15 protein-coding genes are annotated in these 13,330 nt (G+C 30.7%); 9 read left to right on the forward strand and 6 right to left on the reverse strand.

All coding sequences use genetic code 11. The features are described 5' to 3' along the window. The first annotated feature begins 118 nt into the window (after window positions 1-118). From K8354_RS08615 to lptB, 4 genes are all read left to right on the forward strand, one after another. Complete coding sequence (locus tag K8354_RS08615) at window positions 119-1,087, forward strand: KpsF/GutQ family sugar-phosphate isomerase (protein WP_223447274.1); 969 nt, start codon at window positions 119-121, stop codon at window positions 1,085-1,087. Further along, window positions 1,087-1,902 (forward strand): twin-arginine translocase subunit TatC, encoded by an 816-nt coding sequence (tatC, locus tag K8354_RS08620; protein WP_223447276.1) that lies wholly within the window; start codon window positions 1,087-1,089, stop codon window positions 1,900-1,902. Before K8354_RS08615 ends, tatC begins: the two co-directional genes overlap by 1 nt. Beyond that, complete coding sequence (locus K8354_RS08625; protein ID WP_223447278.1) at window positions 1,892-2,248, forward strand: carboxymuconolactone decarboxylase family protein; 357 nt, start codon at window positions 1,892-1,894, stop codon at window positions 2,246-2,248. The genes tatC and K8354_RS08625 overlap by 11 nt, the downstream gene beginning before the upstream one ends. Window positions 2,249-2,336: 88 nt before the next feature. Then, the gene (gene lptB, locus K8354_RS08630) at window positions 2,337-3,077 is read left to right on the forward strand and encodes an LPS export ABC transporter ATP-binding protein (RefSeq protein WP_223447646.1); all 741 of its coding nucleotides are present in this window, start codon (window positions 2,337-2,339) and stop codon (window positions 3,075-3,077) included. A gap of 28 nt (window positions 3,078-3,105) precedes the next feature. On the opposite strand, the gene K8354_RS08635 is transcribed toward lptB, so the two are convergent. Next, on the reverse strand, window positions 3,106-4,305 hold the full coding sequence (locus K8354_RS08635; protein ID WP_223447280.1) for a GAF domain-containing sensor histidine kinase: 1,200 nt from the start codon (window positions 4,303-4,305) through the stop codon (window positions 3,106-3,108). 5 nt (window positions 4,306-4,310) lie between these two features. After that, on the reverse strand, window positions 4,311-5,060 hold the full coding sequence (locus tag K8354_RS08640; protein ID WP_223447282.1) for a CDP-alcohol phosphatidyltransferase family protein: 750 nt from the start codon (window positions 5,058-5,060) through the stop codon (window positions 4,311-4,313). Window positions 5,061-5,151: 91 nt separating this feature from the next. On the opposite strand from K8354_RS08640, the gene K8354_RS08645 reads away from it, so the two are divergent. The 4 genes from K8354_RS08645 to K8354_RS08660 all read left to right on the forward strand — a co-directional run bounded on the left by K8354_RS08645 (window position 5,152) and on the right by K8354_RS08660 (window position 9,255). Then, complete coding sequence (locus tag K8354_RS08645) at window positions 5,152-6,135, forward strand: YheT family hydrolase (RefSeq protein ID WP_223447284.1); 984 nt, start codon at window positions 5,152-5,154, stop codon at window positions 6,133-6,135. A 72-nt stretch (window positions 6,136-6,207) separates the two neighbouring features. Then, window positions 6,208-7,278 carry a putative type IX sorting system protein PorV2 gene (locus K8354_RS08650; protein WP_223447286.1) on the forward strand — a complete coding sequence of 357 codons (1,071 nt, stop codon included), beginning with the start codon at window positions 6,208-6,210 and terminating at the stop codon, window positions 7,276-7,278. Between the two features lie 5 nt (window positions 7,279-7,283). Beyond that, entirely contained in the window at window positions 7,284-8,453 is a 1,170-nt protein-coding gene (locus K8354_RS08655; RefSeq protein ID WP_223447288.1) for a lipoprotein N-acyltransferase Lnb domain-containing protein, read from the forward strand. A gap of 331 nt (window positions 8,454-8,784) precedes the next feature. Next, window positions 8,785-9,255: a GNAT family N-acetyltransferase gene (locus K8354_RS08660; RefSeq protein ID WP_223447290.1), complete on the forward strand. Its 471-nt coding sequence runs from the start codon at window positions 8,785-8,787 to the stop codon at window positions 9,253-9,255. Between the two features lie 57 nt (window positions 9,256-9,312). On the opposite strand, the gene aroQ is transcribed toward K8354_RS08660, so the two are convergent. Further along, a complete protein-coding gene (gene aroQ / locus K8354_RS08665) occupies window positions 9,313-9,726 on the reverse strand; it encodes a type II 3-dehydroquinate dehydratase (RefSeq protein ID WP_223447292.1) in 414 nt (137 codons plus the stop codon). Between the two features lie 42 nt (window positions 9,727-9,768). Here aroQ and xerD point away from each other — a divergent pair, with 42 nt between their 5' ends. Then, window positions 9,769-10,674, forward strand: a complete 906-nt coding sequence (xerD, locus tag K8354_RS08670) for a site-specific tyrosine recombinase XerD (protein WP_223447294.1) — start codon at window positions 9,769-9,771, stop codon at window positions 10,672-10,674. Between the two features lie 174 nt (window positions 10,675-10,848). Here xerD and rny read toward each other — a convergent pair whose 3' ends face one another. From rny to K8354_RS08685, 3 genes are all read right to left on the reverse strand, one after another. Further along, a complete protein-coding gene (rny, locus tag K8354_RS08675; RefSeq protein ID WP_223447295.1) occupies window positions 10,849-12,417 on the reverse strand; it encodes a ribonuclease Y in 1,569 nt (522 codons plus the stop codon). Between the two features lie 254 nt (window positions 12,418-12,671). Next, window positions 12,672-12,965 (reverse strand): cell division protein ZapA, encoded by a 294-nt coding sequence (locus K8354_RS08680; protein ID WP_223447297.1) that lies wholly within the window; start codon window positions 12,963-12,965, stop codon window positions 12,672-12,674. Window positions 12,966-12,978: 13 nt separating this feature from the next. Beyond that, a complete protein-coding gene (locus K8354_RS08685; protein ID WP_223447299.1) occupies window positions 12,979-13,269 on the reverse strand; it encodes a hypothetical protein in 291 nt (96 codons plus the stop codon). Window positions 13,270-13,330: the final 61 nt, after the last annotated feature.

Genomic DNA, 13,330 nt, shown 5'->3' on the forward strand with positions numbered 1-13,330 from the left:
ATTAAAAAGACAAACCTTATAATTATATTATTTGTCTAAACTTATTTTTATAGTAAATTTGTCTTGATAATATATCTAAAGATATAACTTTTTTTTATTCTGATAAAATACTAAACACTTGAAAAATCAATCTTCAATTATTACAAACGCCAAAAAAACAATTTTAGCAGAAAGTAAAGCCATTGCTAATTTAGCAAATTTAATTAATGTAGATTTTGAAAATGCCATTAAATATATTTATAATTTTAAAGGTAGAGTAATTGTTACAGGAATTGGAAAAAGTGCCAATATTGCCACAAAAATTGTAGCTACTTTTAATTCTACAGGAACACCAGCCGTTTTTATGCATGCCGCAGACGCTATCCATGGAGATCTAGGCAATGTTTTAGAAGATGATATAGTCATCTGCATTTCTAAAAGCGGCAATACACCAGAAATAAAAGTATTAGTGCCTTTAATTAAAAATTATGGAAATAAAATTATTGCTATAACTGGCAATATTGACTCATTTCTAGGAAAAAATGCTGATTTTACTTTAAATACTTTTGTAGAAAAAGAAGCTTGTCCTAATAATTTGGCCCCCACAACAAGTACTACTGCACAATTAGTGATGGGTGATGCTTTAGCGGTTTGTTTGTTAGAATTAAAAGGCTTTACAAGTAAAGATTTTGCAAAATATCATCCAGGAGGTGCTTTAGGAAAACGACTTTACTTAAGAGTTTCTGATTTAATAGAAAACAACGAATTACCTCAAGTTACTGAAAATGATTCTATTGCAAAAGTAATTATAGAAATATCGGAGAAGCGTTTGGGAGTTACAGCCGTTATAAAAGACCATAAAGTTATTGGTATTATTACAGACGGAGACATTAGAAGAATGTTAAGTAAAACAACAAAAATTGATGATTTTGTAGCAAAAGATATTATGGGCAAAAACCCAAAAACGATTCATAAAGACGCTATGGCAATTGAAGCTTTAGATGCCCTAGAAAATAATAGTATCACTCAAATTTTAGCTGTAGATGACGATAATAATTATGCAGGAGTTGTACATTTACATGATTTAATTAAAGAAGGTATTTTTTAATGGCTACACAACAAAAAGAAATGTCTTTTTTAGGACATTTAGAGGAATTAAGATGGCATTTAGTGCGAAGTGCTTCAGCGATTTTTATTTTTGCTATCATCTTTTTTATTTTTTCTGAGCAAGTTTACAATCATTTCCTACTAGCACATTTAAAATCGGACTTTTTTACCTATCAACTATTTTGTGACTTCTTTAATTTATTTGGTATGGAAAGTGATTTTTGCAGCGTTAATTTTGCTGAAAAAAAACTACAAAGTATAAAAGTTACTTCTCAATTAATGAACTCTATTTGGTCTTCATTTATATTAGGTATCATTGTTTCCTTTCCTTATTTACTTTGGGAAATTTGGCGTTTTGTTTCCCCAGGATTAACCCCTAACGAAATTAAAAGATCAAGAGGTTTTATTTTTATCGCATCTTTGCTGTTTTTTATCGGGGTTTTATTTAGTTTCTATGTCATAGCGCCCATCTCCATTAACTTCTTATACAATTATCAAATTACAGATGCTATTGAAAACAGCTTTACACTAGAATCTCATATAGGACTGGTTACAAACATGTTACTAGGAGTTTCTGTGTTATTTGAATTACCTGTATTAATTTATTTCTTAACAAAAATCGGACTCATAACACCAGAATTTTTAAAGAGATACAGAAAACATGCTTTGGTGGTTGTACTAATTGTCGCCGCAATTATTACACCTCCAGATGTAGCAAGTCAAGTTATAGTTGCTATACCAGTGCTTATTTTATATGAAGTAAGTATTACCGTTTCACGAAGAGTTATAAAAAATCAAGAGAAAAATGCCAAATAAAGTTCAAGAGTTTAATGAGTATCGTCAGAAAATGAACGATAAAATTTTAGCGGATGACAATAAAGTCATCAAGCGAATTTTTAATTTAGATACAAATACATTTAAAGAAGGTCATTTGCCTGTAAAAACCAAAGAGTTGCTAGGTTTAGTAGCTTCTGCAGTTTTAAGATGTGATGATTGTATAAAATATCATTTAGAGTCTGCCATGAAAAATAACGTTACCAAAGAGGAAATGATGGAAACGATGTCTATTGCTACTTTAGTAGGAGGTACTATTGTAATTCCCCATTTAAGAAAAGCGGTTGAGTTTTGGGAAGCGCTAGAAAACGAAGCTAAAAACGTATAATTGTTTAAGAATGTTTTAAGAATTTCATAGTGTTATATTAAATACATTTACAAGACTAAATAATTCTATAGTGATACATCAGAAAAACATGATTTTAAGAGCAGAAAACATTCAAAAAATTTACGGCGCAAGAAAAGTTGTAAAAAGCATTTCTTTAGAAGTAAAGCAAGGTGAAATTATCGGTCTTTTAGGACCCAATGGCGCTGGAAAAACAACATCTTTTTACATGATTGTTGGAATGATTAAACCCAATGCTGGTCATATTTATTTAAATGATGAAGAAATAACCAACGACGCAATGTACAAACGTGCGCAAAAAGGAATTGGGTATTTAGCGCAAGAAGCATCTGTATTTAGAAAATTATCTGTAGAAGACAATATTTTGTCTGTTCTGCAATTTACAGATTTATCAAAAAAAGAACAAAAAATAAAATTAGAGTCTTTAATTGAAGAGTTTAATATTGGTCATGTTCGTAAAAATAGAGGAGATTTACTTTCTGGAGGAGAAAGACGTAGAACAGAAATTGCTCGTTGCTTGGCTTCAGATCCAAGTTTTATTTTACTAGACGAACCTTTTGCAGGAGTAGATCCTATCGCTGTAGAAGATATACAAAGCATTGTTGCACAATTAAAAACTAAAAATATAGGTATTTTAATTACAGATCATGATGTGCAAGCTACTTTGGCTATTACAGATAAAACGTACTTGATGTATAATGGTAGTATCCTAAAAGAAGGCACGCCAGAAGAACTAGCTGCTGATGAAATGGTGCGAAAAGTATATCTAGGAAAAGATTTTGAATTAAAAAAGAAAAGAGTTTTTCAATAAAAGCAAAAAATCCTAAGACAATTTTTTGCTACACATGTTCTTTTATTGAAAAATGAAAAGAAACCCCTTTAAAACCATCTGCTCTATCTTTTAAATAAATTTCACCCTCTAACCTTTCAACTATAGATTTAACGGTTGCCAAGCCTATTCCTGTGTTTTCATTATTGGTGTTTTCTAAGGTTTCCAACATCACAAAAACTTTTTCCCAATATTTTTCATCAACTCCTGGACCATTGTCTTTGTATGTAAGATGATAATATTCTCCTTCTTTCATGCAGGCTACATCAATTTCAACCTTCTCTTCATCACAGAATTTTCTGGAATTTGAGATTAAATTCTGAAAAATTTGAACAAATCCTATTTTAGAGCTTTTAATATTCATATTAGTAGCGCTTAAAACCATTTTATTTTCAAAATCAGTATGACTAACAATACTTTCTAAGAGTGTTTTTAAATTAAACTCCTCGTAAATAATATTTTCAGTATTTACCTTTGTGTATTCTAAAATATCATTAATCAAAGCACCCATATAAACCATTCTTCCATCTATGAGGTTTAAATATTCTTCTGCTTGTGTATCTTTAAATAGATTGATATGGTCTTCTTTTAACAGATCAATCAAATAATTAACACCACTAATAGGAGATTTTAAATCATGTGTTAATCGATAAGCGAAATTATTTAATTGTTCATTTAGGTTTGTTACTTTTTTATTTAATTCTTGAAGCTCATAATTCTTCTTTCTTAATTCTAGTAAACTAACGACTTGTTTTGCAAGTAATTTTAAAGAATTTTTTTGAGCTAAATTCAACTCTCTCGGTTTACTATCAATAACACACAAGGTACCTAAAGGAAATCCTTCTGAAGTATTTAAAGGTGCTCCTGCATAAAAAATTACATTTGGGTTTCCTGTTGTTAAAGGGTTATCAAAAAAACGTTCGTCTTTTGTAGCATCATTTACAATAAATAACTCGTCAGGATTTAAAATGCTATGTGCACAAAAAGCAAAATCTCTTGACGTTTCTCTAGCATCCAATCCATGATTGGATTTAAACCACTGCCTGTCTTTATCTATTAATGAAATCAGTGCTATGGGAGAATTACAAATACCGGATGCAATTTTAGCAATGGCATCATAATCTTCTTCTGGTAAAGAATCTAAAATGTTATAATTATCTAAAACATTTAACCTTTCTGCTTCATTTTTCGGAAGGACGGCTTTCTTCATGAATTTTAACCTTTGGACGTCAAATTTTTGAATACAGACAAAACTACATATAAAATAATAATTATAGGAATCGAGAGATAACTAAATATAAATATTAACAGTGTTGAAGAAATTAAAAACAAATAAATAATCCAGTTTTTTTGAAGAGAATAGTCTTTAAATTTTAAGGAAAAAAGGGGAATTTCTGCATTCATTAAATAGGTTAAAACCAACGTAACTATGCTTAAAAAATAATGATTACTCATTAAATTACTAACAAATTCTATATCCGAATATTCATGAATTAGCGGCAGAGAAATCACAAATAAGCTCATTGCTGGTGTTGGCAACCCTATAAAAGAGTCAGATTGTCTGGTGTCTAAATTAAATTTAGCCAATCTATAACAAGCTCCTAAAGTTAAAAATAAACCTATAAATTGAACTGGCGCGAATTTAAATCCTATCCACATCATCGCTTCTGTACGCTCTGCCAAAGTACTAAAACTACCACTTTCTGATAATAAATTAAACATGATAACACCTGGCACCACACCACTAGTAACCATATCTGCCAAAGAATCTAATTGTTTGCCTAATTCTCCAGAAACTTTTAACAAACGCGCTACGAACCCGTCTAAAAAATCAAATAAAATGCCGATCACTACAAACAAACCAGCCATTATAAAATCGCCTTCAACAGCAAACACTGTTGCGATAGTTCCGCAAAAAAGATTGCCTAATGTTAATAAATTCGGAATGTGTTTTTTTAAGTTCATTAAAGTGAATTTTGGCTAAAATAACAAAAGGAAATTTCTTAATTTTCTAAATTGATTAAATATTTATCATATTTGTAAAAATATTAACGGTATGCCTGTTTTCGAATCTAACTTCTTACCCACCATTCCTTTTAGAAATGGTCATTTTAATACCATGTACAGACCGCTTTTTATGAAAGACAAAGCTGTTTACCAAAGAAAAAGAATTAAAACTTGGGATCATGATTTTTTTGATTTAGATTTTTCTTGTGTCGGTTCAGAAACTTTGGCGCTGCTAATTCATGGTTTAGAGGGCAGTTCTGAATCTAGATACATGGCATCCCACACAAATTATTTAAATTCGAAAGGAATCGATACCGTTTGTTTTAATTTAAGGGGCTGCAGCGGTGAAGATAATTTACTACTTTCTACTTATCATAGCGGAAAAACAGAAGATGTAGATTTTGTTGTAAAATATCTTTTAAAAAATTACAGCTATAAAAACATCATCATTGTCGGTTTTAGTCTAGGCGGAAATTTAACGCTAAAATATTTGGGTGAACAAGGAGAGGCTTTATCCCCAGTCGTAAAAGGAGGAATTGCATCTTCCGTACCTATAGATATTGCGAGCGCCGAATTAGAAATGGATAAACTAAAAAATAAGTTATACATGGAAATGTTTTTTAAAACCATGAAAAACAAAATTTTAGAGAAAGCGCATAAATTCCCTGAATATCAATTAGATAAAGACAAATTATTCAAAGCTACTAAATTTAGACATTTAGAACATTTGTATAGCGTACCTGTTTTTGGTTTTGATAGCCCAGAAGATTATTGGGAAAAAGCAAGTTCCAAACCGTATTTATCAAAAATTATACGTCCAACTTTGCTCATAAATGCCAAAGATGATACTTTTTTATCTCGACAATGTTTTCCTTTTGAAGAAGCCGAAAATTCTGAATTCTTTTTTTTCGAAGAAACCAAATTTGGCGGACATGTTGGCTTTATGACCTCTTTTAAACCTCAAGAGAATAGATGGCTAGAACACAGAATTACCCGTTTTATAAAAGAAAATATAGGGATTGATATTGCCTAAACAATATCTACAAAAAACAATAGTTATTTTAGTATGATTTAAGATATTTGTTACTAATAAACTTTGCAACTGTTGAAATATAAAATTATACTCCTTTTATTCGTTTTTCCACTATTTTTAAATGCACAAGCATTCAGAAATTACTCAAATGAATTTTTAAATATTGGGGTTGATGCTGCTGCCTTGGGAATGAGTAAAGCTGTGGTTGCTACTACCAATAACGTAAATGCAATTTACTGGAATCCAGCTGGTTTAGTGGGCATTGAAGATTATCAAGGTTCTTTAATGCATGCTTCTTATTTTGCAGGAATCGCAAATTATAATCACGCTGCCTTTGCCATGCCCATTGATCGAGAAAGTGCCATTGGTATTTCTATAATTCGATTTGGAGTTGATGATATTCTAAATACAACAGAACTTATTGATAATGATGGAAACATCGATTTTAATAGAATTAGTCTTTTCTCTGCAGCCGATTATGCTTTTAATATTGCCTATGCCCGAAATTTAATTTTTAAGGATCTTAAGTTTGGCGTCAATGCAAAAGTTGTGAGAAGAATAATTGGCGATTTTGCATCTTCATGGGGTTTTGGCTTTGATGCCGGTCTACAATTTGAAAGAAATAACTGGAAGTTTGGCTTAATGGCTCGAGACATTACCACAACATTTAATAGCTGGGCAATTAACGAAGAGGAATTTAACAAAATTAGAGATGCCATTCCTGGTCAAAATCAAGAATTACCTGAAACTACGGAGCTTACCAAACCAAAATTGCAGTTAGGTGTTGCCAAAAACTTTAGAATAGGAAAACTTTTCAACTTGCAAACAGAAGTAGATTTAAACATTCGTTTTGAACAAACCAATGACGTTTTTTCATCCGAAGCTGGTAGTATAGGTCCTGCGCTTGGTTTTCAATTAGATTACGATCAATTAGTTTATCTGCGTTTAGGAGTTGGTAATTTTCAATATATCACAGAATTTAATGATGCTAAATCGCTCTCAGCACAACCAAATTTTGGTCTAGGCTTTCACTATAAAGGGATTCGAATAGATTATGCTTTAACAAATATCGGCAGTGTTGGTAATGCTCTATTTTCTAATATTTTTTCCATCACTTTCGATTATAGTTTCTTTAGACCTTAATTTATATGCAAAAAAAATACTCAATTCTCCTCTTTTTTTTACTATTCATAACATCGCTACAGGCACAAATAAAACTTTCTGTGTATTCAGAAATTAGCATGGTAACAGCAGGGCCAGGAACTGAATTATACGAAGCATTTGGTCATAGTGCCATTAGAATTAAAGATCCTGTTTTACGTTTAGATTTAATTTATAATTATGGAATGTTCGATTTTAACGCTCCTAATTTTTATTCAAATTTTACCAAAGGAAAATTACTTTACTTGCTTGCTAGATACGATTTCAAGTATTTTTTAGCCAGTTATAATAAAGACAAACGCTGGGTAAAACAACAAGTTTTAAACTTAGATCAGCAGCAAAAACAAGCGTTTTTTGCATATTTAGAAAACAATGCATTGCCAGAAAATGCTACCTATTTATATGATCCCTATTTTAATAATTGTGCCACAAAATTAAGAGACATCACCACAACTATTTTAGGCGATAAGGTAAAATTTAGTGATCATCATATTGATACAAACCAATCTTTTAGACAATTAATGGACAAAGAAATTCCTTGGAATACTTGGGGAAGTTTTGGTATTAACTTGGCTTTAGGAAGTAAATTAGATGCAAAAGCAAACTTTACACAATATATGTATTTACCTGATTATGTGTATACTATTTTCAAAAACAGCACTGTCTATGTAAAAAATCAACCAAAAAAAATCGTAAAAAGAGAAGATATCTTATTAGATTTTAAAGAATTAGAGCAAGAAATTGCAATCTTAAATCCGTTTTTAATTTTTAGTACTATTTCTTTGATTGGTATTTTTTTTACTTTTAGGGATTTCAAAAAGAAAAAGAGAACAAAATGGATTGATTTTGCATTACTTTTTACAACAGGTATTATTGGCATTTTAATCACCTTTCTGTGGTTTTTTACAAATCACTCCACAACGCCAAATAATTTTAATGTTTTATGGGCATTTGCCCCAAACATAAGCATCGCATTTTTAATGCTGAAAGAGCATCCAAAAAAATGGCTCTCCACCTACTTTAAATTTTTAGGGGTTCTTTTGATGTTCATTCCGATTCTTTGGCTTTTAAAAATTCAATTGTTCCCAATTTCAATAATTCCATTCTTACTATTCCTTTTTTTTAGATACCTCTTTTTATCAAAAAAACTGAATTAACAATTTATTATTGTAGGCTCATTATGATAAAACGCTACTTGCAGGAATCGTATTTTTTTTAATTTAAACACAATAATTAAAGCAAAAACACTCATAAAATTAATACTGTTATACATATGGTTAAAACAGTAAAAGGTTTAAAATTATGACAAATAGCTTCCAATAAAGCTGCAAGAAAAAAACATCGAATATGCCATGAATTCTAATGATGAAGAAATTTAATTTATCTTGGGCGTTACCACACAAGAAAAATGTGTGGTCAGGCTTTCCATTATATCTTTTGCTTAAAAAAGCAAAAGGATGCCATTTCAATCCTTAACGCAACCTGTTTATGATAAACAATGAGAATTTACAAATTATAGCATATCAAAAAGTGTATGCAAAAGATTTTTACGATTTAAATGTCGCTTGGTTAAAAAAATATTTCTATGTAGAACCTTATGACGAAAAGGTATTAAGCAATCCAAAAGAGTATGTACTTGATCCTGGTGGCTTTATCTTTTTTGCAAAATATAACCATAAAATAGTCGGAGTTGTGGCACTTATCAACCAAAAAACTTTTTTTGAATTGAGTAAAATGGCAGTTTCCTCAGAATATCAAGGTTTAAAAATTGGTCAAAAATTAGTTGCTTTCTGCATCGAATTTGCAAAAAATAAAGCATGGAAAAGCATTACTTTATATTCTCATAGATCTTTGGTACCTGCAATTAATTTGTATAAAAAAATAGGTTTTATTGAAATTGAATTAGAAAAAGAGGTGCATTACGAAAGAGCAAATATCAAAATGTTTTTAGAACTTTAAAAGGCAGTAGTTTTCAGAAACAATTTTCAGAGGAAAATTTGAAAAATTCACAGAGCATTATAAAAAACTCTGAATTGCTAATTCATATCCTTTTAAACCAAAACCAAATAAAACGCCTTTTGCGGAAGGAGCAATATAGCTATGTTGCCTAAACGCTTCACGAGCGTGAATATTTGAAATATGAACCTCCACAACGGGCGTTGTAATTCCTTTTACAGCATCTCCAATACCTACAGAAGTATGTGTGTAGGCTGCTGCATTTAAAATAATGCCGTCATAATCAAAACCAACTTCGTGTAATTTATCAATAATTTCACCTTCAATATTCGATTGAAAATAAGACAATTCCACATTCTTAAACTTTAGTGCAAGATCACTAAAAAAATCTTCAAAAGTTTTAGAACCATAAATTTCTGGTTCTCGTTTTCCTAATAAATTTAGGTTTGGACCGTTTATAATAAATAGTTTCATAAATTTTTATAAAGTTGTAAATATATACTTTATTTTTAGCAAATGAAATGGCAACACGCAATTAGAGATTATCAATTATATTTAAAGATTGAAAGAGGTTTATCTCAAAATACCCTAGATAGTTACACTAGAGATTTAGAAAAACTTACGCTTTTTCTCGACGAAAATGACATCAATTGTTCTGCTATTTCTATTGATGAAGTTACAATTCAGCAATTTATTTATGAGGTTGCAAAAAAAGTAAATCCTAGAAGTCAGGCAAGAATTATTTCTGGATTGCGCAGTTTTTTTGATTATTTAGTGTTTGAAGATTATAGAGAAACAAATCCTACAGATTTAATTGAAACACCAAAAATCGGAAGAAAATTACCGGATACTTTATCCGAAGATGAAATTAATGAACTCATTTCAGCCATCGATTTAAGCCATCCTCAAGGCGAAAGAAACAGAACGATTATAGAAACTATGTATAGCTGTGGTTTAAGAGTTAGTGAACTCATCACCTTAAAAATATCAGATTTATTTTTTGACGAAGGTTTTATAAAAGTAACGGGCAAAGGAAATAAGGAACGTTATGTACCCATTCATTACACCGCTCAAAAATATATTTCTATGTATATTCATGAAATTAGAACGCATCTAAAACCTATTAAAAATTTTGAGGACACCTTGTTTTTAAATAGAAGAGGCAAAGGTTTAACACGACAAATGATTTTCACTATTTTAAAAGACTTATCGGTTAAAATTAACTTAAAGAAAAAAATAAGTCCGCATACATTAAGACATTCTTTTGCAACTCATTTATTGAAAAATGGTGCCGATTTAAGAGCAATTCAACAAATGTTAGGGCACGAGAGTATTACTACTACAGAAGTTTATGTGCATTTAAATACAAGTTATTTAAAAGAAGTCTTGGAGACGTATCATCCCAGAAAAAGATTAAATTAAACTTTAAATACCTCTAATGAATAAAACCAATAAGAAACAACGGGTTGACATCATCACAAAACAAAAAAAATCTTGCTTTTTTAAAAACAAGATTTTTTTAAATATATTTTAATTCGGGTAGATTTCCTCAAGAGTACCTCTTTTATTAGGGAATATCAATAGGGGCTTCGCTTTTTATTTAGCAACATTCACGGCTCTAGTTTCTCTAATTACAGTTACTTTAACTTGACCAGGATACGTCATATCATTTTGTATTTTTTGAGAGATACTAAAAGATAATTCAGCAGCTTTGGTATCGTTTACTTTTCCACTTTCTACCATAACACGTAATTCACGTCCGGCTTGAATAGCGTAGGCTTTTTGAACCCCCGTAAAACCAAAAGCAATTTCTTCTAAATCTTTTAAACGCTGAATATAAGAATCTAATACTTGGCGTCTTGCTCCTGGTCTTGCTCCTGAAATGGCATCACAGACTTGTACAATTGGTGATAATAAACTTTTCATCTCAATTTCGTCGTGGTGCGCTCCAATCGCATTACAAACCTCTTCTTTTTCGCCGTATTTTTCGGCCCACTGCATTCCTAAAAGTGCGTGTGGTAATTCGCTTTCTGCATCGGGTACTTTACCAATATCATGCAATAAACCTGCTCTTTTGGCTAATTTTGCGTTTAAACCCATTTCGGAAGCCATAATACCACAAAGATTAGAGACTTCTCTAGAGTGCTGCAATAAATTTTGTCCATAAGAAGAACGATATTTCATCCGTCCAACCGTTTTTATTAATTCTGGATGCAATCCATGAATTCCTAAATCTATAACGGTTCTTTTACCAACTTCTATAATTTCTTGGGTAATTTGTTTTTCGGTCTTTTTTACAACCTCTTCAATTCTAGCTGGGTGAATTCTACCGTCTGTAACCAATTTATGCATGGCTAAACGTGCAATTTCTCTACGAACTGGATCAAAACAAGAAAGTATAATCGCTTCAGGTGTATCATCAACAATAATTTCTACACCAGTTGCAGCTTCTAAAGCTCTAATATTTCGTCCTTCTCGTCCAATGATTCTTCCTTTTACATCATCAGACTCTAAATTAAATACAGAAACACAATTCTCTACAGCTTGCTCTACGCCTACTCTTTGAATCGTTCCTAAAATGACTTTTCTTGCTTCTTGTTCTGCAGTTAATTTTGACTCTTCTATAGACGTTTGAACAAAGGCCATTGCTTCAGCTTTTGCTTTATCTTTTAAAGAGGCTACCAGTTCTTTTTTAGCTTCTTCGGCAGATAGACCAGAAATTTGCTCTAACATGTCTACATGACGTGTGTGCATTTTATCTAGATCTTCTTCTTTCTTTTCTAAAAAATCTAATTTAAAATTATAGTCTTTTTCTTTTTGAGCAAGAGATTGATTTAGTCGTTTGTTTTTATCAAATTCTGAAGCGACTTTAGATTCTCTATCTCTAATTCTTTTTTCAACATCAGAAATCTTTTTTTCTCTTGCTAAAATTACTTTTTCATGTTCAGATTTCAATTCTATAAACTTTTCTTTTGCTTGTAAAATTTTATCTTTTTTAACTGATTCTGCATCAATTTTTGCTTCTTTTAAAATTGTGGCCGCCTCTTTTCTTACGCCGTTTAACATTTTTTTACCTTTCGATTTTTCAATAGACTTGAAGATTGAAAAACCTATTACTATACCTACTATAACTCCCAAAACAATGGGAAGTATCATTACATCCATAATTTAAATTTATATATAAAAAAAGCCTACGTTAGATAGGTTTTTAAACTCCAAAATGACATTTATAGGATTAACTAACTGTTCAAGGATCCGCTTAAGACACCGAAAATGATACTGAAATAATTCAGTATGAAAATTCGGAACTAACGGCATGCTCTAGTAGTTATGACTCATCCTTCATAATAGAATAGTGTTGAGTTTAATAAACAATTACTAACGTAGGCAGTGTGTTGTTAATGTGTATTTTAATGAACTTATTCTAAATGAGCGCTTACTAATTTTGTAAGATCATTTAATTTTTGAATTTCTTCTTGTGTTGTATCGGTTTTATCCAAAGATAATATTTCTAATTTAGAAGCAAATTGTAATGCAGACATTGCTAAAACATCTTGTTTATCGCTTACTGCATAATTTTGCTCGTACATCGCAATTAATTTGTTAATAGCAATAGCCGCTTTGCGCATACCTTGCTCCTCCCGTGTGTTATTTACACTTAAAGGATAGCTTCTACCGGCAATTATTATATTAATCTTTAGTTTATTACTCACAATTTAAAGAACTTTATTCTTGTAACTGAACAATGCATTTATCAATTTCTCTAATCAATGAATTTATCTTCAGTTTTGTATCTTTAGTATTTGAACTGCTGCCTTCAATAGTTTTTGCAATTTTCAACAAATCAAACTCTTCTTTTTGACTGGCTAAATTTTGCGATGTTTCTAAAAGTTGATGTTGTAATTTATGGTTACTTTGAAGCAAAATTTGATTTTCTCTCTTTATAAATTCATATTTAGAAAGAAGGTTTTTCAACGTTTTCTCTAGTAAGTGAATTGCTTCTAGTGTATTACTCATTTTTCTATTAGAATAATCTATCTGCACAAAGTTAGCATTCTGTTTTAAACTTTACAACATT

This window comes from Polaribacter litorisediminis, from assembly GCF_019968605.1.
Classification (GTDB): Bacteria; Bacteroidota; Bacteroidia; order Flavobacteriales; family Flavobacteriaceae; genus Polaribacter; species Polaribacter litorisediminis.